Origin of the sequence: Mycolicibacterium gilvum (assembly GCF_900454025.1) — a bacterium.
Classification (GTDB): Bacteria; Actinomycetota; Actinomycetes; order Mycobacteriales; family Mycobacteriaceae; genus Mycobacterium; species Mycobacterium gilvum.
This window is the reverse complement of the sequence record NZ_UGQM01000001.1, coordinates 3,286,165-3,310,604: the sequence shown is the minus strand read 5'-3', so window position 1 is coordinate 3,310,604 and position 24,440 is coordinate 3,286,165. Positions and strand designations below refer to the sequence as shown.

27 protein-coding genes are annotated in these 24,440 nt (G+C 68.5%); 17 read left to right on the top strand and 10 right to left on the bottom strand.

Going from position 1 to position 24,440, the window contains the following annotated elements:
• Positions 1-388: 388 nt before the first annotated feature.
• Positions 389-985, bottom strand: a complete 597-nt coding sequence (locus DYE23_RS15440; RefSeq protein ID WP_041787878.1) for a TetR/AcrR family transcriptional regulator — start codon at positions 983-985, stop codon at positions 389-391.
• Positions 986-1,132: 147 nt separating this feature from the next.
• On the opposite strand from DYE23_RS15440, the gene DYE23_RS15435 reads away from it, so the two are divergent.
• Positions 1,133-2,095, top strand: coding sequence for an oxygenase MpaB family protein (locus DYE23_RS15435; protein WP_172527784.1), 963 nt, complete (start codon positions 1,133-1,135; stop codon positions 2,093-2,095).
• 18 nt (positions 2,096-2,113) lie between these two features.
• On the opposite strand, the gene ripD is transcribed toward DYE23_RS15435, so the two are convergent.
• The 3 genes from ripD to DYE23_RS15420 all read right to left on the bottom strand — a co-directional run bounded on the left by ripD (position 2,114) and on the right by DYE23_RS15420 (position 4,167).
• A complete protein-coding gene (gene ripD, locus DYE23_RS15430) occupies positions 2,114-2,734 on the bottom strand; it encodes an NlpC/P60 family peptidoglycan-binding protein RipD (RefSeq protein WP_115327575.1) in 621 nt (206 codons plus the stop codon).
• Positions 2,735-2,931: 197 nt separating this feature from the next.
• Positions 2,932-3,429: a thiol peroxidase gene (gene tpx / locus DYE23_RS15425; RefSeq protein WP_011894115.1), complete on the bottom strand. Its 498-nt coding sequence runs from the start codon at positions 3,427-3,429 to the stop codon at positions 2,932-2,934.
• Between the two features lie 42 nt (positions 3,430-3,471).
• Entirely contained in the window at positions 3,472-4,167 is a 696-nt protein-coding gene (locus DYE23_RS15420; protein ID WP_115327574.1) for a DUF899 domain-containing protein, read from the bottom strand.
• 89 nt (positions 4,168-4,256) lie between these two features.
• Between DYE23_RS15420 and tenA the strand changes: the two genes are divergently transcribed.
• From tenA to aceA, 5 genes are all read left to right on the top strand, one after another.
• Positions 4,257-5,006, top strand: a complete 750-nt coding sequence (gene tenA / locus DYE23_RS15415; protein ID WP_115327573.1) for a thiaminase II — start codon at positions 4,257-4,259, stop codon at positions 5,004-5,006.
• A gap of 62 nt (positions 5,007-5,068) precedes the next feature.
• On the top strand, positions 5,069-6,307 hold the full coding sequence (locus tag DYE23_RS15410; protein ID WP_099961695.1) for a GTP cyclohydrolase II: 1,239 nt from the start codon (positions 5,069-5,071) through the stop codon (positions 6,305-6,307).
• Entirely contained in the window at positions 6,304-7,536 is a 1,233-nt protein-coding gene (locus tag DYE23_RS15405) for a URC4/urg3 family protein (RefSeq protein WP_115327572.1), read from the top strand. The genes DYE23_RS15410 and DYE23_RS15405 overlap by 4 nt, the downstream gene beginning before the upstream one ends.
• The gene (upp, locus tag DYE23_RS15400) at positions 7,536-8,171 is read left to right on the top strand and encodes a uracil phosphoribosyltransferase (protein WP_011894120.1); all 636 of its coding nucleotides are present in this window, start codon (positions 7,536-7,538) and stop codon (positions 8,169-8,171) included. The genes DYE23_RS15405 and upp overlap by 1 nt, the downstream gene beginning before the upstream one ends.
• A gap of 58 nt (positions 8,172-8,229) precedes the next feature.
• Complete coding sequence (aceA, locus tag DYE23_RS31125) at positions 8,230-10,518, top strand: isocitrate lyase ICL2 (RefSeq protein ID WP_115327571.1); 2,289 nt, start codon at positions 8,230-8,232, stop codon at positions 10,516-10,518.
• Between the two features lie 6 nt (positions 10,519-10,524).
• Here the strand turns inward: aceA and DYE23_RS15390 are convergent, their stop codons facing one another.
• Entirely contained in the window at positions 10,525-11,298 is a 774-nt protein-coding gene (locus tag DYE23_RS15390; RefSeq protein WP_011894122.1) for an O-succinylbenzoate-CoA synthase, read from the bottom strand.
• Between the two features lie 45 nt (positions 11,299-11,343).
• Here DYE23_RS15390 and DYE23_RS15385 point away from each other — a divergent pair, with 45 nt between their 5' ends.
• On the top strand, positions 11,344-12,492 hold the full coding sequence (locus tag DYE23_RS15385) for an ABC transporter permease (protein ID WP_115328989.1): 1,149 nt from the start codon (positions 11,344-11,346) through the stop codon (positions 12,490-12,492).
• Between the two features lie 24 nt (positions 12,493-12,516).
• Positions 12,517-13,260 carry a glutamine amidotransferase gene (locus DYE23_RS15380; protein ID WP_115327570.1) on the top strand — a complete coding sequence of 248 codons (744 nt, stop codon included), beginning with the start codon at positions 12,517-12,519 and terminating at the stop codon, positions 13,258-13,260.
• 9 nt (positions 13,261-13,269) lie between these two features.
• Here DYE23_RS15380 and DYE23_RS15375 read toward each other — a convergent pair whose 3' ends face one another.
• The 4 genes from DYE23_RS15375 to DYE23_RS15360 form a co-directional block, all read right to left on the bottom strand.
• Entirely contained in the window at positions 13,270-13,644 is a 375-nt protein-coding gene (locus tag DYE23_RS15375; RefSeq protein ID WP_011894125.1) for a group I truncated hemoglobin, read from the bottom strand.
• A gap of 102 nt (positions 13,645-13,746) precedes the next feature.
• Positions 13,747-14,040 (bottom strand): Dabb family protein, encoded by a 294-nt coding sequence (locus DYE23_RS15370; RefSeq protein WP_115327569.1) that lies wholly within the window; start codon positions 14,038-14,040, stop codon positions 13,747-13,749.
• 29 nt (positions 14,041-14,069) lie between these two features.
• Positions 14,070-14,759, bottom strand: coding sequence for an Rv0518 family GDSL lipase (locus tag DYE23_RS15365; RefSeq protein WP_115327568.1), 690 nt, complete (start codon positions 14,757-14,759; stop codon positions 14,070-14,072).
• 60 nt (positions 14,760-14,819) lie between these two features.
• The gene (locus DYE23_RS15360) at positions 14,820-16,034 is read right to left on the bottom strand and encodes an acyltransferase family protein (RefSeq protein WP_115327567.1); all 1,215 of its coding nucleotides are present in this window, start codon (positions 16,032-16,034) and stop codon (positions 14,820-14,822) included.
• A 230-nt stretch (positions 16,035-16,264) separates the two neighbouring features.
• Between DYE23_RS15360 and DYE23_RS15355 the strand changes: the two genes are divergently transcribed.
• The 6 genes from DYE23_RS15355 (at position 16,265) to yaaA (ending at position 22,250) form a co-directional block, all read left to right on the top strand.
• Positions 16,265-17,440 carry a PP2C family protein-serine/threonine phosphatase gene (locus tag DYE23_RS15355; protein ID WP_011894129.1) on the top strand — a complete coding sequence of 392 codons (1,176 nt, stop codon included), beginning with the start codon at positions 16,265-16,267 and terminating at the stop codon, positions 17,438-17,440.
• A complete protein-coding gene (locus DYE23_RS15350) occupies positions 17,437-19,026 on the top strand; it encodes a sensor histidine kinase (protein WP_115327566.1) in 1,590 nt (529 codons plus the stop codon). Before DYE23_RS15355 ends, DYE23_RS15350 begins: the two co-directional genes overlap by 4 nt.
• A complete protein-coding gene (locus tag DYE23_RS15345) occupies positions 19,023-19,463 on the top strand; it encodes a response regulator (RefSeq protein ID WP_011894131.1) in 441 nt (146 codons plus the stop codon). Before DYE23_RS15350 ends, DYE23_RS15345 begins: the two co-directional genes overlap by 4 nt.
• Before the next feature lies 1 nt (position 19,464).
• Positions 19,465-20,598, top strand: coding sequence for an alkaline phosphatase family protein (locus DYE23_RS15340; protein WP_115327565.1), 1,134 nt, complete (start codon positions 19,465-19,467; stop codon positions 20,596-20,598).
• Positions 20,599-20,865: 267 nt separating this feature from the next.
• A complete protein-coding gene (locus DYE23_RS15335; RefSeq protein ID WP_115327564.1) occupies positions 20,866-21,477 on the top strand; it encodes an NlpC/P60 family protein in 612 nt (203 codons plus the stop codon).
• Between the two features lie 26 nt (positions 21,478-21,503).
• Positions 21,504-22,250, top strand: coding sequence for a peroxide stress protein YaaA (gene yaaA / locus DYE23_RS15330; RefSeq protein ID WP_115327563.1), 747 nt, complete (start codon positions 21,504-21,506; stop codon positions 22,248-22,250).
• Position 22,251: 1 nt separating this feature from the next.
• Here yaaA and DYE23_RS15325 read toward each other — a convergent pair whose 3' ends face one another.
• Positions 22,252-22,755 (bottom strand): hypothetical protein, encoded by a 504-nt coding sequence (locus DYE23_RS15325; RefSeq protein WP_011894135.1) that lies wholly within the window; start codon positions 22,753-22,755, stop codon positions 22,252-22,254.
• 132 nt (positions 22,756-22,887) lie between these two features.
• On the opposite strand from DYE23_RS15325, the gene DYE23_RS15320 reads away from it, so the two are divergent.
• From DYE23_RS15320 to DYE23_RS15310, 3 genes are all read left to right on the top strand, one after another.
• A complete protein-coding gene (locus DYE23_RS15320) occupies positions 22,888-23,136 on the top strand; it encodes a hypothetical protein (RefSeq protein ID WP_011894136.1) in 249 nt (82 codons plus the stop codon).
• A 1-nt stretch (position 23,137) separates the two neighbouring features.
• Complete coding sequence (locus DYE23_RS15315; protein WP_011894137.1) at positions 23,138-23,503, top strand: hypothetical protein; 366 nt, start codon at positions 23,138-23,140, stop codon at positions 23,501-23,503.
• Positions 23,504-23,565: 62 nt separating this feature from the next.
• The gene (locus tag DYE23_RS15310; RefSeq protein WP_011894138.1) at positions 23,566-24,426 is read left to right on the top strand and encodes a hypothetical protein; all 861 of its coding nucleotides are present in this window, start codon (positions 23,566-23,568) and stop codon (positions 24,424-24,426) included.
• Positions 24,427-24,440 lie beyond the last annotated feature (14 nt).

Below are 24,440 nucleotides of genomic sequence, written 5' to 3'. Positions count from 1 at the left end.
CGACGGAGTCGGCGCGACACTGCTCGCAGCAACTGCGGCAATACCTGCTGCGGCGAGAATTCCGCGCACGGGCGATCCTTCGTTGATAGCGCTCCAGCAATGCCGGAGAAGAAAGTCGGGCGGACATGAGATTAATGGACAAGCGTCAAAACTGCACCACTTCTGGATAAGTCGGCGGGCACGCGGAGTGCATATTGCGGCACCGTACACACGCCGTTAACTTGAAATGTGGGACAGATCACTATTTTCACTATCCAGGACACGATCGCCCGGCCGGATGCAGCGAACCCGACTCCAGGTTCGGAACCCGAGCCGGAGGTGTCGCCAGATGCGTTTGCTGCACGCCGATGTGAAGATCGGGGAATCTACATGCCCGTCAACGCCGTGCTCATGTGGGTCCGGGCTCGCCGACGTGTCCGCCCGAGACCGCGCCGGCGAGCAGGCCGGTCGAGGCGAACTTCAAGCCGCTGCGCAGCTCGTCGAGGCTGATCGGATCGTCGGCTTCGATGTAGCGCAACGTGGTCGCGACGGCCATGTTGAAGAACAGCCACGCCAGCGCCCGCGGGCTCAGTTCGTCACGGTACTGATCCCGGTAGTGACCCATGTGCAACGTCGCCATCGCGAGCAGGGTCGCGTTGAGCCCGGAGATGGCCTCGAACGTCCGGACATGGTCGGGTCGTTCGGCGAGGTAGCGGATGAGGCGGCGGTTGGCGATCGTGAAGTCGATGAGAATGTCTATCGACGACTCCATCGCCACTTCGGGCCGGCTCATGGTCACCGACCGCAGCATCTCCTCGATCTCCGGCGCCTGTTGAGCGGCCAGGTGCTCGACGGCGGCCTCGATGATCTCTTCCTTGTCCGAGAAGTACTGATAGATCGAGCCCTTGCTGATGCCGGCGCGGTCGGCGATCAGGTTGGTCGTCACCTGCTCGGGCTCCGTCTTGATCAGCAGAGCGGCGGTGGTCTGCACAATTTTTGCGACCATCTCGCGGGAGCGGTCTTGTTTCGGCACCTTCCGACGTCCTGAACTGTGAGTTTCTGCGCTCATGGGTGTTTCCTTACGCGACTTGAATGCGACCTGAGGGTCAGATTAGCGTTCGGGCGACCTTCGAGACCACAGGAGTGCACCGCCATGACCGCCACTGATGACACCGTGCTCGACACCGCCCCCATGGCCGACGTCGACGAACCGGGTGCGCCCGAGCTGGTACCGCTGGACTCCCTGACCGCAGAACACACCGGCCGGTGGACCTTCCTGATCGTCGACGGAGCCGCGTTCATGATGCAGGCGATGGAACCGGTGATCGCCGAAGTCACCGGGCGCTACTCCGCGGCGTTCCAGGGTGATCCGGGCGGTCGCGCGATCAGGTCGATCGACTCGGTGCTGCGCTGGACCTACGGCGGGACCGAGGCGGTGGCCGAGGGTAACCGGGTGCGTGCCATGCACAAGCCGCTGACGATGACGAGCGCGGTCACGGGAAAACAGATCAGTGCGCTGAACACCGAGTCCTACCAATGGGTCATCGCCACGGGCTACATCGTCACCGCGCAGGGCGGAAAGCTGTTGATCGGCCGGGAATTCACCGACGCCGAGAAGGACGAGCTGCTGCGCGACAACCGCCGACTCGCGCGCCTGCTGCACGTGCCGATGCGTGGCTATCCGAAGACGATCGCCGAGATGGACGAATACTTCGAGTCCTGGATCGACAGGCTGGAAGGCACGCCTCAGGCGCTTCGGCTCATCGAGGATCTGACGACGGGTCGGGTCGACCTGCCTCCATCGGTGCCGAGGCTGCTCCACCCGGTCGCCCGCGCGCTGGCGCGCCCGGGACTGCGGCTCAACTACCTGTCGATCGTCGGGCTGCTGGACCCGAGGTTGCGGGCAAAACTGGGCGTCACCTGGAGCCCGCAGGAGCAGCGCCGGCTGATGCGCATCTACGCGCTGATCCGGTTGGCGTATCGCGTTCTACCCGACCGGCTGACCTACTTCCCGCTGGCCTACCACGCCCGCAAGCATCACCAGGTGCTGGAGAAGATGAAGCAGCGGCAGAAGAAGTCGTTCGTCTACAAGGTGCCGGGCGCGGTGGCGCCCTGAGGTTCCCGGCCGCGCCCGTCAGGCGATGATGCGGACCAGGTACGGCGACATGCCGTTGGTGCGCACCGGCGACACCGCGACACCGGTGTCGGTGGTCTCGACCATCTGACCGTTGCCGATGAACAGTGCGACGCTCTGGGTGCCCTCGGGGCCGTAGAAGATCAGGTCACCGGGCATCGCCAGCGCGGGGGCGACCTTCTGGCCGACCTTGTACATCTCCCCCGACGAGCGGGGCAGCTTCACACCGACGCCGGAGAACGCATAGACCATCAGCCCCGAGGCGTCGAAGCCGACCACCTCGACGCGCGGAGCGGGCGGTGCCGGCAGTGTCGGCACCGCGACGTTCGGCGTGACGCCCGGAAGATTGAGTCCGGGAGACTCCCTGAGCGCCTGCGCATCGATCTCGGCCTGGTCCGGTACGGCCGGCGCGGCTTCGGGCAGCGCGACGGTGCCCTTGCTCGGGCCCGACGCTCCGCCTCCGCCGTAGGCGAACGGAACCCCGCGCTGCGACATTGCGCGGGCGATGACGGCCTCGACCGCTTTCTGGTTGGTCGCCGACCGCCCGGGCAGAGCCGTCGCCACACCCGGTGTCGCCAACACCAGAGCGAGAGCGATCACGAAGACGTAGAGGCGTCGCATGGCACGTTCCTGCTTTCCGGCACGCCAGCGCCGGGGTCGACGCTGGACTCAGTTGTTAACAGAAGTCACTATGACCACTTCTACACCACCTGAGGTGGTGTATTTCCGTCGTCGCAGGACGCCTGTCCAAGCAGATGCGCTACCGGAACCGAACAGTGACCTATGCCGGGGCGTCGCCCTCTAGGGTGTGCCGCGCGTCACGCCTTGAGCGCGGAGAGAGCGGCGTCGTAGTCGGGCTCCTGACCGATCTCGGGAACGAGCTCGGTGTAGGTGACCTTGCCGTCGCCATCGACCACGACCACCGCGCGGCCGAGCAGTCCGGCCATCGGGCCGTCGACGATCTTGATCCCGAAATCATCGCCGAAGCTGTCGCGGAATCCCGACGCCGACGTCACGTTCTCGATGCCCTCGGCGCCGCAGAAGCGCTTCTGCGCGAACGGCAGATCGTTGGAGACGTTCAGCACGGTCACACCGCTGGATGCCGCCGCCTCGTTGAACTTGCGGACGCTCGCCGAGCAGACAGGGGTGTCGACCGACGGGAAGATGTTGAGCAGCAGGGGCTTGCCGCGGAACTGCTCGTCGCTGACCGTGCCGAGATCCGTTCCGGTGAGCGTGAAGCCAGGTGCCGCGGAGCCGACCGAGGGCAGCTCTCCGACGGTGTTGATCGGGTTTCCACGCAAAGTGATCTGTGCCATGGGCACAGTCTGCCAAGCGCGTCCCGTCCCGTCGCGCCGGGGTCAGGACCCGTAGAGGCGTGCCACGTCCGGCGAGTCCAGCCACTTCGAGTAGGTGGGGCTCTGCGGCCAGCCGTCCGGCGAATCCTGCCAGACCTCCTGGCGGCCCCACGGCAGGATGTCGATCAACGGGAACGTGTGGCTGAGCTGTTCTGTGCCACGGCCGTTGGTGTGCCACGTCCGGAACACGGTGTCGCCCGACGGACCTGCACAGCGCAGGAAGACGTTGACCGCGAAACCCGTCCCCGGTGCGGCGTCGACGTCCGCGGAGAAGGGGCTCTCCGACGACGAGTACCACTCCATCGTGTTGCCGACCTTCTCGCGGTACGCGAGTGCCTCCTCGATCGGCCCCGCGGTCACGATGACGAACCGCGCGTCGTAGTTGGCGAGAAAATCCAGCCGGGTGAACTGACTGGTGTAGCCCGTGCAGCCGCCGCACTGCCATTCGGCACCGTCGGTCCACATGTGGTTGTAGACGATCAGCTGGGAGCGACCGTCGAAGATGTCGGCCAGGCTCACCGGGCCGTCGGCGCCGATCAGCGTGTAGTCGGGCATCTGCACCATCGGGAGCCGACGGCGCTGCGCGGCGATCGCATCGAGCTCACGCGTCGCGGCCTTCTCGCGGGCCCGCAGGTCGTCGAGAGCCGCACGCCACACGTCGGCGCCGACGATGGGCGGCATCGCAGCGTTCTCAGTCATTACAGTCAGCCTCCGGCGGGTTGGTTCTCACAGGACACCGGTACCGACCCGTCCGCCGCCGCAAACTCATCGCCGAAAGGACATCCGACATGCCCGTGGCTCCCCAGATCGGTTCCGCCCACCGCCAGAACGGATCCACAACCCCGTCGGCGACGGGGACGCAGACGTGGACGAGAACGACGTGGACTAGAACACTGTGGGCGGAGATCGCTCCGATCTACGACGGCATCATCGCCCACCCGTTCATCACCGGACTGGCCGACGGCAGCCTGCCGGGAGACGTCTTCGCCGGGTACGTCGCCCAGGACGTCCACTACCTGCGCGCCTACGCCCGCGCCTTGGCCGTCGTCGCGGCGAAGGCCCCGGGCCTGTCCACCACGGCGATGTTCGCCAGACACGCCGCCGAGGTGTTCGACGTGGAACTGCAACTGCACGGTGAGCTGCTGCCCGCCCTGGGCCTGTCCGCGTCCGACCTCGACGCCGTGCCGGTGTCCCCGACGACGCAGGCCTACACGAGTTACCTGCTGGCCACCGCGCACGCCGGCGGCTTCGCCGACGGGCTGGCCGCGGTGCTGCCCTGCTACTGGATCTACGCCGAGGTCGGCGCGGCTCTCGCGGAACGGGGCTCGGCCGATCCGAGGTACCAGCAGTGGATCGACAGCTACGGCGGCGACGAGTTCGCCGCCACCGTCGCCGAGGTGCTGGAGCTCGCCGACCGCACCGCCCCGGGCCTCGCCGCGGCCGACGAGGCAGCAGCGCGTGCGCATTTCGTGACGACGTCGCGCTACGAATGGATGTTCTTCGACGCGGCCTACCGGCGCGAGGCCTGGCCCGTCTGATCCGACCGGCGCGGTGCGACGTGCCCGACTATGCTGGCGACTCCCCTCCAGCGAGGAGCGCTATGCCCGGCGGGCACATCAGGTTGACGTCGCACAGTGGAGGCGCGGATGCGCCGGCGCTGCAGTGGGGCGCGGCCACGGCCGCGGAGCGCGGCCCCGTCGTCGGCACCACGACGACACGGGCGCACCGCAACGTCATCGGCACCCACAGCGGCGCCTACGGCGTGTACCGCGCACTCGCGGTCGCCGCGGGCGCGCTGTCGCGCGAGCATCGCGCCGACCTGACCAACACCTCGCCGACCGACGTGATCGGTCCGTACCCGCAGTGGGCCGACCCGGAGACGATCGTCAGCCTCGATCCGTGGGGCGCCATGGTCGCCGACGCGTTCCGCGGACAGATCGCCGACGGAGTCGACATCCGGCCGACGATCGCGGTCACCAAGGCGCAGGTCATCCTGCCCGAAGTGCACGACGCCCTCGCCAGAGGCAGGCTTACCCCCGACGGGCGGGTCCTGCTGAGCACCGGCGCCGCGCAGGTGACCAAGGCGGCGATCGAACCGGTCTGGCACCTGCCCGGCGTCGCGCGGCGCTTCGGCTGCAGCGAATCCGATTTGCGCCGCGTGCTTTTCGAAGAGACCGGCGGGATGTATCCCGAACTCGTCACCCGCTCGGACCTCGAGGTCTTCCTCCCCCCGATCGGCGGGCAGACGATCTACATCTTCGGCGATCCGCGCGACCTCGCCGATCCGTCGGTGGAGCTGACGGCGCGGGTGCACGACGAGTGCAACGGTTCGGACGTGTTCGGCTCCGACATCTGCACCTGCCGGCCCTACCTGACCCACGCCATCGAGGAATGCATCCAGGGTGCGCAACGGGGCGGCGTCGGCCTGATCGCCTACTCGCGCAAGGAAGGTCGGGCACTCGGCGAGGTGACGAAGTTCCTCGTCTACAACGCGCGCAAGCGGCAGGCCGGCGGTGACACCGCCGACCAGTACTTCGCCCGCACCGAATGCGTGGCGGGCGTACAGGACATGAGATTCCAGGAGCTCATGCCCGACGTGCTGCACTGGCTCGGGATCCGTACCATCCACCGGCTGGTGTCGATGAGCAACATGAAGTACGACGCGATCACCGGCTCGGGTATCGAGGTCGGCGAGCGGGTGTCGATTCCGGACGAGTTGATCCCCGCCGACGCACAGGTCGAGATCGACGCCAAGACGGCCGCCGGCTATTACACGGCCGGTGTCGTCCCCGACACCGACGAGCTGAAGAAGGCCAAGGGCCGGGGGCTGCACCCGTGACCTCCCCCGCCGAGGCGGTGGCTGCGCTGCAGAGCACCGACGCGGTGCGCACCCGCTCGGCGCAGCTGCTGGACCGTGCGCGTCGCGGCCGGTCGCGGTGGTTCACCGTGCACGACGACGCACTGCCCGCCGCCGCCGAGGACGTCGTCGCCGTCACCCGAACCCGATACCCCAACCTGGACATACCGTTTCACAGCCGATGGCGGCATTTCGACGCCGGCGGCGTCGACCGCGGGGCCGAACTGGACGCGCTGCTGGCCGGGACGGACGACGCCGAGCGGGCGCGCGCGAGAATCGACCTGGCGGTGGTCAGTGTGCTGCTCGACGCCGGCGCCGGCGCTGACTGGGGGTTCGTAGAATCCCGCGGCGTGGAATCCCGCGGCGGCGAGGTCACCCGGTACACCCGCTCCGAAGGTCTGGGCGTGGCCAGCTGGCACGGCTTCGTCTCGGGTGTGTTCTCCGGGGATCCGCACCGGCCCCTGCGGGTCGACGCCGACGGCCTGCGCGGCCTGACCGAGGAGCGGCTCGCCGAGATGCTGCAGGTGAGGCCGGACAACCCACTCGTGGGCCTCGCCGGCCGGGTGACGCTCATGCACCGCCTCGGCGACGCGCTGGCGAGCCAGCCGGGCGATTTCGGTGACGAGGGCCGACCCGGCGGACTGTTCGACCTGCTCGGCCGCGGCGGGACTGTGCGCGCCCACGACATCCTGACCCGGCTGCTGGTGACACTGTCGCCGATCTGGCCGTCGGACAACAGAATCGGTGAGGTGCCCGTCGGGGACTGCTGGCGTCACGACGCCGTGCAAGGGCCGGGGCTGACGGCGGGGTGGGTCCCGCTGCACAAGCTGTCGCAGTGGTTGACGTATTCGCTGATCGAGCCGTTCGTCTGGGCCGGTGTCGAGGTGCTCGACATCGATGCGCTGACCGGACTGCCCGAATACCGCAACGGTGGCCTCCTGCTGGACACGGGCGTGCTCGGCCTGCGTGACCAGCACGCCGCCGCGCGCACCTGGCACCCCGGCGACGAGCTGGTGGTCGAGTGGCGCGCGCTGACGGTCGCGTTGCTCGACGAACTCGCGCCGCTGGTCCGCACCGGGCTCGGTGCCCCGCAGCTGCCGCTGGCCTGTGTACTCGAGGGCGGCACCTGGGCGGCCGGACGCGCGTCGGCACAGCGCCTGCGCGGCGGGTCGCCGCCGCTGCAGGTCGCCAGCGATGGCACGGTGTTCTGATGACGAACGGCGGCGTGCACCTCATCGACCATCCCCTGGTGCAGCACAAGATCACGCTGATGCGGCGGAAAGAGGCGTCCACCAACAGCTTCCGGCGGCTGGTGCGGGAGGTGTCGGCGATGATGGCCTACGAGGTGATGCGCGACGTGGCCGTCCAGGAGATCGAGGTCGAGACCCCGCTGGGCATCACCACCGGGAACGTGATGGACGGCAAGAAGGTGGTCTTCGTGTCGGTCCTTCGCGCGGGCACCGGCCTCCTCGAGGGGATGCTCGACGTGGTTCCGTCCGCCCGGGTCGGCCACATCGGCCTTTACCGCGATCCGAAAATCCGTGTGGCCGTGGAGTATTACTTCAAAATGCCCGGCGACCTGCACGAGCGGGATCTGATCGTGCTGGACCCGCTGCTGGCCACCGGGAACTCCGCGATCGCCGCGATCGACCGGCTGCGCGAGCACCGGCCGAAGTCGATCAAGTTCGTATGCCTGGTGACCTGTCCGGAGGGCGTCGCGGCGCTGACCGGAGCCCACCCCGAGGTGCCGATCTACACCGCCGCGATCGACCACGGACTCGACGAGCACGGGTTCATCCTGCCCGGCCTCGGCGACGTGGGTGATCGTCTGTTCGGGACGAAATAAGTCCCGTCCGCCGCCCCAACGCCCTCCGCGCGGCGCCGTCCGCGCCGTAGGGTGGGCTATGGCCATCATCGAAGCTGACCTCCAGTCGCAGACTCCGTTCGAGCGTGACGTCGTCGAGACGCAGCGCTATTTCGACAGCCCCCGGTTCGAGGGCATCATCCGCCTCTACACGGCCCGTCAGGTCGCCGAACAGCGCGGCACCATCCCCGCCGACTATCCGGTCGCCCGCGAGGCGGCGACCGCGTTCTTCCCCCACCTGCGGGAGCTGTTCGGCCAGGGCCGCAGCATCACCACGTTCGGGCCGTACTCCCCCGGTCAGGCCGTGGTGATGAAGCGGATGGGCATCGAGGGTATCTATCTGGGCGGCTGGGCGACGTCGGCGAAGGGGTCCATCAGCGAAGATCCCGGCCCCGACCTCGCCAGCTATCCGCTGAGTCAGGTACCGGAGGAGGCCGCCGGCATCGTGCGCGCGCTGCTGACCGCCGACCGCAACCAGCAGTACCTGCGGCTGCAGATGACCCCGGAACAGCAAGCGACCACGCCCGCCTACGACTACCGGCCGTTCATCATCGCCGACGCCGACACCGGACACGGCGGAGATCCTCACGTACGCAACCTGATTCGACGCTTCGTCGAGAACGGGGTGCCCGGATACCACATCGAGGACCAGCGCCCCGGCACGAAGAAGTGCGGTCACCAGGGCGGCAAGGTGCTGGTGCCGTCCGACGAACAGATCAAGCGGCTCAACACCGCCCGCTTCCAACTCGACATCATGCGGGTGCCCGGCATCATCGTGGCCCGCACCGATGCCGAGGCGGCCAACCTGATCGACAGTCGCGCCGACGAACGGGACCAGCCCTTCCTGCTCGGAGCCACCAACCTGAAGATCCCGTCGTACAAATCGTGCTACCTGGCGATGATGCGGCGGTTCTACGACAAGGGCGTCACCGAGCTCAACGGGCACCTCCTCTACGCGCTGCCCGACGGGGAGTACGCCACCGCCGAGGCGTGGCTGCAGCGCCAGGGCGTGCTCGACCTGGTCGACCAGACCGCGGCGGCATGGCAGGACGGTACCGAAGCCTCGCTCGACGCCGCCTTCGACAAGGTCGAGTCGAGGTTCGTCGAGGCATGGCAGGACGACGCCGGTCTGAACACCTACGGCGAAGCCGTCGCCGAACTGCTGGAGTTCCGCGAACGTGAGGGCGAACCGTCGCCGATGAGCGTCGCGCAGTGGCGGGAGTTCGCCGAGCGGGCGCCGCTGTACACCGCGCGGGAGAAGGCCAAGGAGCTCGGCGCCGACGTCGCGTGGGACTGCGAGCGGGTCAAGACCCCTGAGGGCTACTACCAGGTTCGCGGCGGCATCCCGTACGCGATCGCGAAGTCTCTGGCCGCCGCACCGTTCGCCGACATCCTGTGGATGGAGACCAAGACCGCCGACCTCGCCGACGCCAAGCAGTTCGCCGACGCGATCCACGCCGTCTATCCGGACAAGATGCTGGCCTACAACCTGTCGCCGTCGTTCAACTGGGACACCACCGGGATGACCGACGAGGAGATGCGGGCCTTCCCCGAGGAGATCGGCAAGATGGGGTTCGTCTTCAACTTCATCACCTACGGCGGACACCAGGTCGACGGTGTGGCGTCCGAGGAGTTCGCGACCTCGCTGCGCCAGGAGGGCATGCTCGCGCTGGCGCGGCTGCAGCGCAAGATGCGACTCGTCGAATCCCCCTACCGCACACCGCAAACCCTCGTCGGCGGCCCCCGCAGCGATGCGGCGCTGGCCGCGTCGTCGGGCCGGACCGCGACGACGAAATCGATGGGCAAGGGATCGACCCAGCATCAGCACCTCGTGCAGACCGAGGTGCCCAAGAAACTGCTGGAGGAATGGCTGGCCCTGTGGAGCGAGCACAACAAGCTGCCGGAGCGGCTGCACGTCCAGCTGCGGCCGCGCCGCGCCGGGTCGGACGTGCTGGACCTGCAGATCCTGGGTGATTCCGAGGATCCGCTGGCCAACGTGGTCGTCGACCCCATCAAGGACCGTCACGGCCGCAGCATCCTGACCGTCCGCGACCAGAACACCTTCGCCGAGCACCTGCGGCAGAAGCGGCTGATGGACGTCATCCACCTGTGGCTGATCCACCGGTTCAAGGCGGAGATCGTCTACTACGTGACGCCGACCGAGGACAACATCTATCAGACCGAGAAGATGAAGTCGCACGGCATCTTCAGCGACGTCTACCAGGAGGTCGGCGAGATCATCGTCGCCGACGTGAACCAGACCCGGATCGACGAACTCCTCGCCCCGGACCGGGAAGCGTTGACGCGCCTGATCTCCAAGCAGGACTGAGGGGCGCTACAGCAGCGCCGCGGCCCGGTGCAGGAGGTCCCGCCACCGCGCCGTGGTGGCGGGATCGGTGACCCGAAAGCGTGCCAGCCGTTCGGGATCGGGACCGGCGGGCATCGGTGCGGCGGGTAGGAACCCGTCGGAGGGCACGAGTGAGCGGGCCGCCGAGACGACGTCGTTGTCGTGCAGCCATTCCGGTACCGGGCCCACCGCGAACGGCAGGTCCGGCAGCACCGCGGCCAGGGCGACGTCAGCGGCCAGCCCGACACTCGTCGTGCCGGTGAAGGCCACCACCGCGGGCAGTCCCAGCCGTTCAGCGCGGCGCAGCGCCCGGCGCACTCCCCCGAGAGGTCCGGCCCGCAGCACGACGATGTCCGCGCACTGCGGGTCTTCCGCGGCCACAGCGGCATCGACGGCCACGGGGACCTGCACCCGGCGCCGGACCTCCGAGGCGTCCCGCGGTGTACGGCACACGAGTTCCACCAGATCCACCGATCCGAGCGCGGCGATCCGGGAGACGGCGTCGTCGACATCGGCGACCACGACACGTGCCGTCGCCTCACCGGACACCGGCACCCGTCCGCGCACCGCGTCGGGCCATCCGACGGTGCTCGGCTCCATCGCGGCGGTCAGCCAGCGTGCGGCGAGTTCGTCGTCGGCATCGGCGGGAGGACTGAACTCACCCCAGCCCTGGGGTCCGTCGAGCAGCACGCCCTCCCGCACGCCGGAGGCGGTCGGGACGGCGAATACCGGGGCGTCGTCGAAATCGATGAACGTTCTCACTGTCGGACAAAGCTAGCTCGTCGACGACGTGATTGAGTGGGCGCCATGCCGATCGACGAGCTGCGCCACCTCGCCGACTCCCTGAACCGTCTGAACGCGGCCGCCGTGTCGGCGGACTGGGATGACGACGCGACGCTCTTCCGTGCCGAGGCACGTGCCCGCGCCGAGCTGGCCGCGATGTCCGGTGGCGCCGACATCGCCGCCTCGGCAGCCGGTCCGCTGTGGCGGGAGCGGGCACAGAGGTGCGCGGCACAGCCGACTCCTGCGGTGGCGGCGGCGACGTCGCCCACCCAGGCCGACGCGGATGCGGTCGTCGCGGTCGGGCTGGCCCGGGCCGCGATCGCCGAGGCGGTCATCGCCGTGGCCGCTGCCCGGCGCGCGGTGGCGCAGACGGCGGGTGCGCCCGTGCGCGGTGACGCGGCGAGGTCGTGGGTGCATCGACTGGGGACCCTCCCCCGGCCCGTCATCGAGGAGGTGCGTCACCTGCTGGCCGACCGGCCGCGTGCGATCCTGGCGCGCGTCGTGATCACCCTGGCCATCGCGCTGTCCCTGGTGACCTTCTACCATTTCACCGGGCTGACCAGGTATGACGATGCAGGCCGTCTCACGCTCTACCTCTTTTCCGCCGTCGTCGGCAGCGTGATCTGCACCAACGCACTGTGTTTCGACGCGGCAAGGGTCCGCGGGATGCTGCAGCGTGGGGACCCGCTGTGGCGGATCCTGGTGGCGAAGAACCTGGCGATGGCCGCGATGATCACGGTCGCGGGCCTGCCGGTGATCGGTGTGCTCTCGGTGGCCGGCGATGTCAATCCGGTGCCGATGATCGACCAGTTGGTGACCATGGTGCTCATCTGGCTGGGTGTCGGCAACGTGTTGTCGGTCGTGTTTCCCTTACGCCACGAACCGGTCTCCGCGCGGCTGCACGACGGGACGTGGAAGCCGTTCCTGTTGTCCTTCGCGATCTCCTACGGCGTCGGGCTGACTGTGAACCTGATGATCTATTGGCGACTGTGGGCCAAGTACACAGCGTCCACCGAACTGGCCGGCGGCGCGTGGGCCGCGTTCACGATGGTGCTCGCCAGCGCGGTGCTGAGCTGGATCCTGCTCACCGTGTTCGCGGTGGCGTGCAGTCGGGATGCGCGTGTCCGGCGGGTGTTGTCGCGGGAGATGGTGGTGTACAGCCGGTCGCAGTGACGTGCGCAGTCGTACCCTTACGCCGTGGCCGACGCTCCGTTTCTCCTGCTGTCGATCCGCGACGAGGACGAGGCCGCCGACGACGAGTACCGGGCGGTGATGCGATTCGGCGGTCTCGACGAGGCCGGTCTGCACCGGATCGGGCTCACCCACCGCGAACTCGGCCCCGTCGATCTGTCGCAGTGGTCCGGGATCATCCTCGGCGGCGGCCCGTACAACGTCAGCGACGACGCCGCCGGCAAGTCGGCGACCCAGGTGCGCGTCGAAGCCGAACTGGCCGCGCTGCTGCGCGAGGTCATCGACGTCGATTTTCCGTTCCTCGGGTGCTGTTACGGAGTCGGAACCGTCGGCACGGCCGTCGGTGCGGTGATCGACCGGGCGCACAGTGAACCGGTCGGCGGGGTCACGGTGCAGGTCACCCCGGAGGGGCGTGCCGATCCCCTGTTCGCCGGTTTGCCGGACACCTTCGACGCCTACGGCGGACACAAGGAGGCTGCAACGAGCCTGCCCCCGGGTGTGGTCCGGCTCGCCACCTCTCCGGTGTGCCCGGTGCAGGCCTTCCGTGTCGGGGCGAATGTGTACGCGACGCAGTTCCATCCCGAGCTCGACCTCGACGGCGTCTGCACCCGCATCGACGTCTACAAGAACCACGGGTACTTCGCGCCCGAGACGGCGGAGTCACTCAAGGGCGCTGCGCGCGGGCATACCGTGACCCACCCGATGGCGATCCTTCGGTCTTTCGTCGAGCGCTACACCACCCGTCGGTGACGCGCGTCGTCAGCCGGCACGCGCGGTGGGGTTGTCGGCGACGATCTCGGCTTTGAGCGGTGCGAGCTTCGATCCGACCTGCTCGATGATCGACGCACTGACCTCCAGGTCGGTCAGCGTCGCGACCAGATGCGCGACCACGCGGTCGAATTCGGCCGCCGAGATGTCCAGGTGGGAGTGCGCTTCCCGCATCGAGCGGCCGAGGTACGGTTCGGGCCCGCCGAGCGCCGCGGCGATGAACGAACGCTGGTGGGTCTTCAGACGTTTCATGTCGACACCGTCGAAGAAGTGGGTCAGCGCGGGGTCGGCGATCAGCCTCCGGTAGAAGTCGTCGACAGCTGCCGTGACGGCGGCAGCGCCACCGATCCGGTCGAAGATACTCATCGCGAAATCGTGGCCGCCACCGGTAACACCCGCCGTCGTGGCGCTTTGAGAACGGGTTAACTTTCGCTCACCGCGCGCAGTGGACGGCGGTGAGGTCGGTGCTCAGGACGCCGGGATCTCGAACTGCGCGCGGGCGATCTGCTCGACGAACGGCGCCAGGCGGGCACGCAGCGCGTTGTGGGCGGCGTCCTCGTCGTAGCGGCGGTAGGCCGCCACGTCGGCGAAGTCGGCCACGATCGCGAAGTCCCAGTTCCCCTCGCGCAGCGCGGCGTCGGTACCGACGGTGTAGCGCACGGTGCCCGGCGTGTTCAGCGCGCGAAGGCCGTCCTGGATCGCTTCCACCTCGGCGGCGTCGTAGCCCGCTGTCAACTTGGCCAGCACCACGTTCCGGATCACGAGCGAACCCTAACAGCGACTCGGCCGGATCAGAACGGGTGCAGCTTCGCACTGATCAGCGGAGCGATCTTCGCCGCCATGTAGGCGTGCCCGGCGTCGGTCGGATGCACTCCGTCCTTGCCGATCAGCTCGGGCCGGCCGGCGAACCAGCGCGCGGCGATCGGGTCCACGAACGTCGCACCGGCGAGGTCGGCCTGATAGCTGAGTACGTCGCGGATTCGCAGGACCTCCGGCGGCGGTGTCGTCGTCGGCCAGGGCGGCCCGATCACCAGCAACTCGGCCGAGCGCGCAATCTGGCGGGCCAGTCGCAGTGTGCCGTACATCGCGACGGACAGCCGGGTGGGATCGACCTGCATGTCGTTGCGGGACCCGAAGAACACCACCAGCACGTCGTCGGGCTTCACCGCGCGCACGGTCAGGTCCTCGAAGACGCCGCCGCGGTTGCCCCGCGTGCAGTACCCGGCGCCGCCCTCGGCAGCAACCGTGGGGGTCACCGCGATGCCGTGATCGGTCAGCGCCTCCCACACCTGCGGTGTCCAGCCCTGCGGTCCGTTGCCGCCCTGGTCGCTACCGGTCGTGTACGAGTCCCCGATGATGGCGACGCGGTTGCGGGCGAAATCGGTGTAGCGCACCTCATGCTGTTGAGATCCGGGAGCGTGGGCGTACCCGGCGCTGAACAACACAGCGACGCAAAGCACAAGTGTCAGAACGCGACTCACTACACCAGCCTAAGGTTGGCGGACGATTACTGCCCCGACGACGCGCCGCTGACCGAACCGTCACCCGGCTCGGGCCGCGACGGACTGAAGCCTACCGGTGGAGGGCTCCGAAGCCGCGGCGGCGCGCGGCCGCTCCGGCTCGATCATCCGCCTCATCCAGCGCCGGGCCGGCTCCTCCACCACGTGATAGAGCACCGCTGCAGCGATCCCGGCGAACAAGATCAGGCCCAGCACGACGAGCTTTGCCCACCAGCTCGGCGTCAGCACGATGTCGAACTGCAGCACCGCCCAGTTCCACATCGTGTGCACGATCTCGTGCACCATGTACAGCCCGAACGAGATGTGGCCGAGATAGACCATCACCCGGGTCGACAGGAACGCCGGCAGCGTGCCCGCGCCGATGGACAGTGCGATCACCAGCGGTACGAACAGCACGTCCACCAGCCCACCCGCGTCCAGCATGTCCCCCGGCGGCCACGTGTCCAGTGCGTACAGCCCGCCGACGATCGCCACGCCGAGCAGAAGTGACGCGATTCCGGCCGCCCTCCTGGTGCTCTCGGTCAGGACGAGCTTGCGCACCGCGGCACAGGCGAGCGCTCCGGCGGTGAACTGCATGATGATGCGCGGCAGCCAACTCCACGGTGTGTAGAAGACGCCGTGGGCCAGCAGGAGCAGGGTCGGCGCCAGTGCCGCCGCGATGGCCAGCCACATCAGGCCGCGGGCGCGCGTCGCCGAGGCGATCCGGAAGATGATCAGCACCAGGCCGCCGAAGAGCAGGTAGGCCAGCCACTCGGCGCTGATGGACCACGCGGGGCCGTTCCAGCTCGATCCGTCGAAATACGGCTGGAACCACAGTTGGACGAGGAAGACCTGTTTGAGCCAGCTCAGCGCGTTGAGGGACTCGATGACCGGCGGTGGCAGCGGGAACCCGCCGATGTAAAGCGTGAACACCGCGAACGCGGCGGCCAGGTGCATGGTCACCAGGTAGACGGGCCAGACGCGCGCCAGCCGCAGCCAGAGGAACCGCAGCGTCGACCGCGTCGACCAGGAGTCGCCCATGCGGTCGAGGTAGTTCCACGCGAGCACGAATCCACTGAGGATGAAGAACAGGTCCACCCCCTGGGCGCCCGCGTTGAGCACCGGGGCCAGGGCGCTGGTGAAGCCGGGCGCGGCCTCGGCGAGCATCGGACGGAAGTGGAACAGGACGACCCACAGAGCGGCGACGATGCGCAAGCCGGACAAGGCTCTGATCTCTCCGGTGCGCACACGACTCATTTCGTCAACATTCGGCGGTGTCTGTCCCAGGCCGGTCTCACGGCGCAGCGGCCCCACTCAACGATTACCGGCGACCGGTCGGACGTTACCAGCGGCAGTACGTCCCGACGGTCCGCAACGCCGCGCGTGATGTCGTCCGCGCGGCATGTCGCCCAGGTATCCTCCTCAGGAATTGTCAATCGAACACATTGGCTCGCGCCGTGCGCGCGCCGGCGAGGGTGCGGGGGAACATGCTTGCACCGACTGACGGCGAGATGTTGTCGCTACTGCTGGTGGAGGACGATCGCGCCGACGCGATCCTGGTTGAAGAGTTGATCGCCGACGCCGGCGTCGACATCGACGTGGTCTGGGCCGAATCGATGGCCAAGGCCGAGCAGGAGATCGCGATCGCCCGGCCCGACTGTGTGCTCCTGGATCTCCATCTGCACGACACCACCGGCATCGACGGTCTCAACCGGATCTCCAAACAGGATGCGACGATCCCGGTCGTCGTGCTGACCGGACTCAACGACGAGCACTTCGGTGTCTCGGCGGTCTCCGCCGGCGCCCAGGACTACCTCATCAAGGGTCGAGTCGATTCCGAGGTGCTGCGGCGGGCCGTGCTCTACGCGATCGAGCGCAAGCGTGCCGAGCTCACCACCGTCGATCTGCACGCCAGTCAGCTGCGCGCCCGGGAGAACGCCCGGCTTGAGCGAGGCCTGCTGCCGTCTCCGCTGCTGCTCGACGATCCCGGCGTCGAGATCGTCACCCAGTACCGGCCCAGCCGGGAGAACGCGCTGCTCGGCGGAGACTTCTACGACTTCGTGCAGACACCGGACCGCACCGTCCACGTCATGATCGGCGACGTCGCCGGCCACGGCGCCGACGAGGCCGCGCTCGGGGTGGCCCTGCGCATCGCGTGGCGCGCGCTGACGTTCGCCGGCCTGCACGGATCGGACCGGATGCGGCAGCTGGAGAGGATCCTGCGCGCCGAGCGTGCCGGGCGCGGCATCTTCGCGACGGTGCTGAGCCTGCGGATTCCGCCGACCGGGTCCACGGTCACCGCGGTGCGGGCCGGCCACCCGGGCATGCTGCTGCACGGCCGCGGCACCGTCGAATGGGTCGAGCCGCCGGGCGGTCCCGCACTAGGGCTGCACGGCAGCGACTGGGCTCCGCAGCATCTCGAGCTGCCCGAGGGAATGGGACTGGTGCTACTCACCGACGGACTCTTCGAAGGCCATATCGGACGCGGCAACGAGCGCCTGGGCGAGGAGGGGCTGCTGGAAATGGCACGCTCGCTGGCCCATCTGCCGGGCCGCGAGTTCGTCGACGCACTCATCAACGGCGTCGAGGCGCGTGCGGCGTCGCACGGCGGGATCAGCGACGACATCGCCGTCGTGCGCGTGGAGCGGACGCCGCGCCGATGAGCCCCGATCAGCGAGGGGTACGCGCCCTGACCGTGCAGGGCTGGCAGTACGTCGTCCTGGCCGTCATGGGGCTGGTGGTGCTCGTCGGCGGCATCGCGGTGTCGGTGCTGCTTCACCGCACCGACCAGTTGTCCGGGCAACTGATCAACAACATCCAGCCGGCTCGGGTGGCGGCTTATCAGCTGCAGGCGGCGCTGCGGGACCAGGAGACCGCGGTGCGTGGCTATCTGATCGCCGCGGACCAGCAGTTTCTGCTCCCCTACGACGAGGGGCGGGTCGTGGAGCAGGAGGCTGCCGCGAACATCCGCCAACTCGAACAGAACCGTCCGGACCTGCTCGACGACCTCGACGCGATCGAGCAGGCGTCCGGAGCCTGGCGCGTCGAGTACGCCGAACCGGTGATCGCCGACGTGCGTCCCGGCACGCCCGGTCCGGTCGACCCCGCGCTGACCGAGATCGGCAAGAACTACTCCAACACGCTGCGCACCCTCTTCGACACCCAGAATGAACACCTGGCGCAGGCCCGCAATGACGGGGTCGCCGAGCTGGAGAGGTCGCGCACGCTGCGCAACGCGATCCTGCTGGCGATGGCGGTCACCTTCGGGCTGACCATCGTGCTGCTCGCGGTGGTGTTGCGCCGCGCGCTGGTCCGGCCGCTGGACGCCCTGGCGGCTGCCTGCCGGCGCATCGCCGAGGGGAACTTCGGCGAACGGATCGTCCCGCACGGACCCCGCGACATCCGGCTCATCAGCCTCGACGTCGAGCACATGCGGCAACGCATCGTCTCCGAGCTCGAGGGGTCGCGCGCCGCGACCGACGCGCTCGACGTCCATGCCGAGGAATTGCGCCGGTCGAACGCCGAGCTCGAGCAGTTCGCGTATGTCGCGTCTCACGACCTGCAGGAACCGCTGCGCAAGGTCGCATCGTTCTGCCAGCTGTTGGAGAAGCGGTACGGCGATCAGCTCGACGAACGGGGTAAGGAGTACATCGGCTTCGCGGTCGACGGCGCCAAGCGCATGCAGGTGCTGATCAACGACCTGTTGACCTTCTCCCGTGTCGGCAGGCTCAATGCGACCGAATCCGATGTGGATCTCGACGCGGCGCTGGATGCCGCGCTGGGAAATCTGTCCGCATCGGTCGAGGAGTCCGGGGCGATCGTCGACAGACCCACCGGCGGTCTGCCGTCGGTCAAGGGCGACCCGACCCTGCTGACGATGGTGTGGCAGAACCTGATCGGCAATGCTGTGAAGTTCCGCCGGGAGGATACGGCGCCGCACATCGCCATCGAGTGTGAGCAGATCGCCGACGGCGAATCGCAGAACTGGTCGATCACGGTGACGGACAACGGGATCGGCATCGCGCCGGAGTTCGCGGACAAGGTCTTCGTGATCTTCCAGCGTCTGCACGGCCGTGATGCCTACACCGGCACCGGAATCGGTCTGGCGCTGTGCAAGAAGATCGTGGAGCACCACGGCGGCACCATCTGGATCGACACGGAATTCAGCGAAGGCACCCGTTTCCGGTTCACCCTCCCGGTCACCGCGGATGACACCGCGGACAAGTCCCTGGAAGAATCGCCGACATGACACCCGCCGAACGCGCCATCGATGTCCTGCTCATCGAGGACGACCCCGGTGACGAGCTGATCACACGCGAGGCTTTCGAGCACAACAAGATCAAGAACAACCTGCACGTAGCCCACGACGGCGAGGAGGGGCTGGACTTCCTCTACCAGCGCGGAGTATACGAAGGCGCGCCCCGTCCCGATCTGATCCTGCTGGACCTCAACCTGCCGAAGTATGACGGACGGCAGCTGCTGGAGCAGATCAAGTCCGACGCCGACCTCAGCCACATCCCGGTGGTCGTGCTCACCACCTCGTCGGCAGAAGAGGACATCCTGCGCAGCTACAAGCTGCATGCGAACGCCTACGTGACCAAGCCTGTCGACCTGGACCAGTTCATGAACGCGGTCCGGCAGATCGACGAGTTCTTCGTCCAGGTGGTACGGCTTCCGCAGTTCTGACGTGAAACTGCCCCGTCCCGACCCGGCGCAGCCCCATCTGGCCGATGTGGCGCCTTCTGTTCTGGCCGCGATGGGCGTACCGGGCTTCGAGCCGCGGATCGATCTGCCCTTCGACATCGGCGGCGCGTGTGTGCTCCTCGTCGACGGGCTCGGCGCCGAACTTCTCGACCGCTACGCCGACGACGCCCCGGTCCTCGCCGGAATGCGCGGTGTGACGCTGAACGTCGGCTTTCCGTCGACGACGGCGGCCGGCCTGGCTGCGGTGGGCACCGGATGCCGGTCGGGTGAGCACGGCATGGTCGGGATGACCTTCCGGCTGCCCGACGTCGGGGTGGTGAACGCGCTGCGGTGGCGCCCCCACCCGTGGGGTGACGACCTCCGCGATCGGGTGACACCGGAGACGGTGCAGCCCCGACCGACGCTGTTCGAGCGAGCGGCGGCGACCGGTGTCGCGGTGAGCGTGATCTCCGGAGCCCAGTTCGCCGGGTCCGGGCTGACCAGGGCCGTGCTGCGCGGAGGCGCCTACGTCGGGGTGCACACCATGGGCGATCTGGCGGCGACGATCCGGTCGGTCCTCGCCGACCGGGGCTTCTGTTACGGCTACCACGCCGACCTCGACCTCGTCGGGCATCTGCACGGCCCGGGTTCGGAGGCCTGGCGCCTGCAGCTGCGCCAGGTCGACAGATTGGTGGAGTCGATCGTGGAGGGTCTGCCGCGCGGCGGTCTGCTCGTGGTGGTCGCCGATCACGGCATGATCGCGCTGGACGAGAACGTCGTCGATCTGGACGTCGCGGCTGCGCTGCTCGCCGGTACGGAGGGGATCGGTGGCGAGGTGCGCGCACGCCACGTCTACACCCGCCCCGGAGCTGCCGAGGACGTGCTGGCCACGTGGCAGACCACGCTGGGCGACCGGGCGTGGGTGGTCTCCCGGGACCAGGCCATCGCGAGCGGCTGGTTCGGCGAACGTGTCGCCGACGACGTGCGGCCCCGGATCGGTGACGTCGTGGCCGCCGCGAGAGGTTGCGCGGGCATGCTGCGCCGGGCCACCGAACCGGTCGAATCTTCGCTGGTGGGTCAGCACGGCTCGCTGACCGCGGCCGAGCAGACCGTACCCCTCCTGCTGACGCATCGCTGAGCGGTCCACGGCAGCGGCGCTGCGCGCGTCAGCAAAGTCCTCGACAGGATCCCGCATCGGGCCCCCGCTGCCTCGTCTGACACCGCGATCGGCACGGAAAGCGCTCGGCAGCAATCACTTTCGCGGTACCGGCCGATGTCGTGTGTAGGTCGGTGAAAATGGCCCACAGACAATGCTTCTCGTGACAAAGCCCCTGATGACGGGCCAATTGTGCCCACGGTCACAGATTTTGGCCGTATTAGAGACCCTCTGTTAACGTCCGGCGACATGTTTGCTCTCGCAACTCTCTTGACACTTGTCAACCAGGTGTCGGGCACTCCGTACGTGGTCGGTGGCGACTCCCCGTCCGGAACGGACTGCTCCGGCCTGGTCTCGTGGGTCACGAACGCCGCGACAGGCAGGCCCGTCTACGGAGACAGGTTCCACACCGGAAACATCGAAAGCGCGCTGCTCGCGCGCGGCTTCCAGTACGGAACGCAGCCGGGGGCACTCGTCGTCGGCTGGAACTCCGGCCACACCGCGGTGACGCTGCCCGATGGCACCCCGGTGTCCTCCGGCGAGGGTGGCGGCGTGCGGGTCGGCGGCGGAGGCGCCTACCAGGACCAGTTCACCAACCACATGTTCCTCCCCGCTCCGGCCGCCGTTCCCCCGCCGCCGGACCCCTTCCTCTCTCCCCCGATCAACCAGCTACCGCCTCCCCCGCCGCCCGGCGCGGCTCCGGTGGTGATGATGGGTCACGAGACCGCGTTGCCGCCCGGCGCGCCGCTGCCGCCTCCCCCGCTCGGCGCTCCCGTACCTCCACCGCCACCCGGAATGCCCGTTCCGCCGCCCCCGCCGGGAATGCCCCCGCCCCCTCCGCCGCCCGGCGCGCCGGCCTGATCGGATCGGTCGATAGCGTCTGTGGCGTGATCGTGCTGCTGCCGCCCTCGGAGACCAAACGCGACGGCGGTGACGGACCTGCCCTGTCGCTGGACGCATTGACTTCGCCCGAGTTGACCGACACCCGGCGCGAACTCATCGACGACCTCGTCGCGCTGGCCGCCGACCGCCCGGCAAGCCGCACAGCGCTGGGGATCTCGGCATCGCAGGACGCCGAGATCGACCGCAACGCCTCGCTGCGCACGTCTGCGACGCTGCCCGCCATCCAGCGCTACACCGGGGTGCTCTACGACGCACTCGACATCGAGTCCCTGCGAGGCGCTTCCGCCGCGCGGGCGCAGACGCGGCTGGCCGTGGTCTCGGCGCTGTTCGGGTTGGTGCGCGCCGACGACCGCATCCCGGCGTACCGCCTGTCGGCGGGCTCCAAACTGCCGGGGCGCCCCACGATGGCGGCTCGGTGGAAACCGGCGCTCGAACCCGTTCTCGCCGGTATCGCCGAGCGGGAGTTGGTCGTCGATCTGCGATCGGGCTCCTACGCCGCGTTGGGCAAGGTTCCCGGTGCGGTGACCGTCGACGTCGTCGCCGAGCGCCCCGACGGGCGCCGCAGCACCGTCAGTCATTTCAACAAGGCGCACAAGGGGCGCCTGGCGCGGACGCTGGCCGGGACGCGCTCAGAGCCCGCCGATGCGGCCGCGGTCGCCGCGGTCGCCCGCCGTGCCGGCATGCGCGTCGAACGCCGCGACGATCACCTCACGGTCGTGGTGCCCGCGTGACTCAGAACTCGAAGACGAGGGTGCTGGTGTAGAACTCCAGCGGTGTCTGGGTGAGCGGGTTCGGGCGGGTCATGGACAGCCACGCGCCGGTGGCCCCCGGCGCGATCGGCGCCCGCACTGTGACGGATCCGCCGCCGGCACCGTCGGTGAACATCGTCGTGGCGGCCACGCCGGGGTCGCCGGGGTTGCAGGTCTGGGCGGACGACCGCGGCACCTGGATGAGCCGAACGTCGTACGGGGTGTTGGGCACCCCGGTGGCGAACTGGAGGTCGGCGACGACCTCGCCGCCTTCCACGCGGACCGCGGCGTTGGGCCGACCGTAGTAGCCGCCGCCGATGTAGTCGAACTTGCTGTGGTCGCACCGTCGCCAGGTCTGGGTGAACGGCAGGATCTCCGGTCCGGCCGCGCCCGGCGCGGCGGTCGCCGTCCCCGGCGTGCTGATGCACAGGGCGGGTCCACACACCGCGGCGAGGAAGGCCGCTGCCGTGCGCGCAGTTCGACGCATTTCGATCTCGATTCGTGTTCGGCGGTCGCGGACGGTCCCGACGCGGATGCCGAGGACAAGATTAGGCGCTCGACCGGATCGGTTCGTCGTTTCACGTTGACGACCCGCGACGTACGGGGGAAACTTCGCGCGATGTCCACACTGTGGGTGTACCTGCGGATTCAGGCGATGATGTTCGTCTTCGGCATCGTCGGGCCGATTTTCCTGTTCGTCTACTTCGCCGTGCAACCCGACATCACGGTGCGGTGGATGTACTGGTGGGGTCTGTTCATCACCGCTGCCGACATCCTCATCGCACTGGTGATCACCGACGCCACGGTGAACAGGGGCCGCGAGCTCACCGGGGCCGGGGCAGCCCGGCGCACGCCGGAGACAGACTGACATGACGGGCCATCCGGTCTTCGGCGCGCCGCCGACTCCGCCGCAGCGCTCGGGGTGGGACATCGCTCTCTCGATCGCGCTGCTGGTGCTCACCGTGGTCGTCGGCGTCGTCAGCGGGTTCTTCGGGTTCTTCCTGCTGGCCTTCCTGGACCACTGTCCGCCGGCGACGTGCAGCGTCGACGGGGCCGTGAACGCCGTCTTCACCGCTGTCCTGACCGCAGGGGGCCTCGGCGTGATCGGGGCGTCGGTGACCATCGTCCAGTTGATCCGCGCAAAACCGGCATGGCCGTTCGCTGTCGGAACACTGGCGCTGTGTGTGCTCTCCCTCGCGATCGGAATGGTGGCCTATTCGGCCGCGGTCACCTGAGGGCACCGCTACCGTGAGGCCATCGCACGGACACGACGGCGACAGGCGGATCAGGGGTGCGCATGGTCAGGGACATCCGGGAGCTCACCGATTCGCCACAGGAGTACGCCGACGAGTTGCGTCGCAGGTGGGGCGGACTGCTCAGTTACCGGTACATCGGTCGCCGCTACGCACAGATGGACCTGGGTCCGGTCGACAACACGGTGACCGTGCGGCGCGACATGCGCGACGGTGCAGGCGGTCTGCTGCTCGCAGTCCTGGGCATCGCCTCACCGGAGGGCGGCCACATGTCCGACCTCGAAGCGGTACCCAACCCGGTGATCCACAGTTGCCAGATTCTGGATCCCGGCATCGGGGTCGGCCGTATCGAGGTCATCTCCGAAGAGCTCAAACGTGGGCGGCAGATGGGATACAGCCGCTCGAAGGTCGTCGACGCCGACAATCCCGCGCGCGTCCTCGCGCTGACCGAGGGACAGGGAATCAGTATCGGCACCCCACCCGAAGGACTCGAGCGCATGGAGGCCAACCCGCTCGTCGTGGTCGACGGCCCTGATCTGCCCCCGCTGTGGGAGGTGTTCGGCGCTCGGTTGCGCACCGACGATCGGTGGGTACTGCCCGAACTCTCCGTCGACGTCGCCTCCCCGGACGCGGCGCTGCACATCGGTCCGCAGTTCGTGGTGGCCGAAACCGCCGCCCGGCACCGCGCCGCCGAACTGACCGGAGCGACACGCCTACACGGTGTGTCCTCGCACGTGATGTTCGTGGCCCGCGGCAAGGTCGGACCGTTCCGCGTCGAGACCGAACCCATGGTCGGCGCGGACGGCGGCATCGCGGTTCGGGTCACGATGCACGACGAGGGCTCGGACGACAGGCTGACCACCGTCGGCTCCTACCTCTTTCGCCGGAGCGACCCGGAGAGCTGATCGAGGCGTGGGAC

Coding starts and splice junctions, on each gene's coding strand:
- DYE23_RS15440 (WP_041787878.1), bottom strand. CDS start 985: ATGGTCGCAAAAATTGTGCAGACCACCGCCGCTCTGCTGATCAAGACG.
- DYE23_RS15435 (WP_172527784.1), top strand. CDS start 1,133: ATGACCGCCACTGATGACACCGTGCTCGACACCGCCCCCATGGCCGAC.
- ripD (WP_115327575.1), bottom strand. CDS start 2,734: ATGCGACGCCTCTACGTCTTCGTGATCGCTCTCGCTCTGGTGTTGGCG.
- tpx (WP_011894115.1), bottom strand. CDS start 3,429: ATGGCACAGATCACTTTGCGTGGAAACCCGATCAACACCGTCGGAGAG.
- DYE23_RS15420 (WP_115327574.1), bottom strand. CDS start 4,167: ATGACTGAGAACGCTGCGATGCCGCCCATCGTCGGCGCCGACGTGTGG.
- tenA (WP_115327573.1), top strand. CDS start 4,257: ATGCCCGTGGCTCCCCAGATCGGTTCCGCCCACCGCCAGAACGGATCC.
- DYE23_RS15410 (WP_099961695.1), top strand. CDS start 5,069: ATGCCCGGCGGGCACATCAGGTTGACGTCGCACAGTGGAGGCGCGGAT.
- upp (WP_011894120.1), top strand. CDS start 7,536: ATGACGAACGGCGGCGTGCACCTCATCGACCATCCCCTGGTGCAGCAC.
- aceA (WP_115327571.1), top strand. CDS start 8,230: ATGGCCATCATCGAAGCTGACCTCCAGTCGCAGACTCCGTTCGAGCGT.
- DYE23_RS15385 (WP_115328989.1), top strand. CDS start 11,344: ATGCCGATCGACGAGCTGCGCCACCTCGCCGACTCCCTGAACCGTCTG.
- DYE23_RS15375 (WP_011894125.1), bottom strand. CDS start 13,644: ATGAGTATCTTCGACCGGATCGGTGGCGCTGCCGCCGTCACGGCAGCT.
- DYE23_RS15360 (WP_115327567.1), bottom strand. CDS start 16,034: ATGAGTCGTGTGCGCACCGGAGAGATCAGAGCCTTGTCCGGCTTGCGC.
- DYE23_RS15355 (WP_011894129.1), top strand. CDS start 16,265: ATGCTTGCACCGACTGACGGCGAGATGTTGTCGCTACTGCTGGTGGAG.
- DYE23_RS15350 (WP_115327566.1), top strand. CDS start 17,437: ATGAGCCCCGATCAGCGAGGGGTACGCGCCCTGACCGTGCAGGGCTGG.
- DYE23_RS15345 (WP_011894131.1), top strand. CDS start 19,023: ATGACACCCGCCGAACGCGCCATCGATGTCCTGCTCATCGAGGACGAC.
- DYE23_RS15335 (WP_115327564.1), top strand. CDS start 20,866: ATGTTTGCTCTCGCAACTCTCTTGACACTTGTCAACCAGGTGTCGGGC.
- DYE23_RS15325 (WP_011894135.1), bottom strand. CDS start 22,755: ATGCGTCGAACTGCGCGCACGGCAGCGGCCTTCCTCGCCGCGGTGTGT.
- DYE23_RS15320 (WP_011894136.1), top strand. CDS start 22,888: ATGTCCACACTGTGGGTGTACCTGCGGATTCAGGCGATGATGTTCGTC.
- DYE23_RS15315 (WP_011894137.1), top strand. CDS start 23,138: ATGACGGGCCATCCGGTCTTCGGCGCGCCGCCGACTCCGCCGCAGCGC.
- DYE23_RS15310 (WP_011894138.1), top strand. CDS start 23,566: ATGGTCAGGGACATCCGGGAGCTCACCGATTCGCCACAGGAGTACGCC.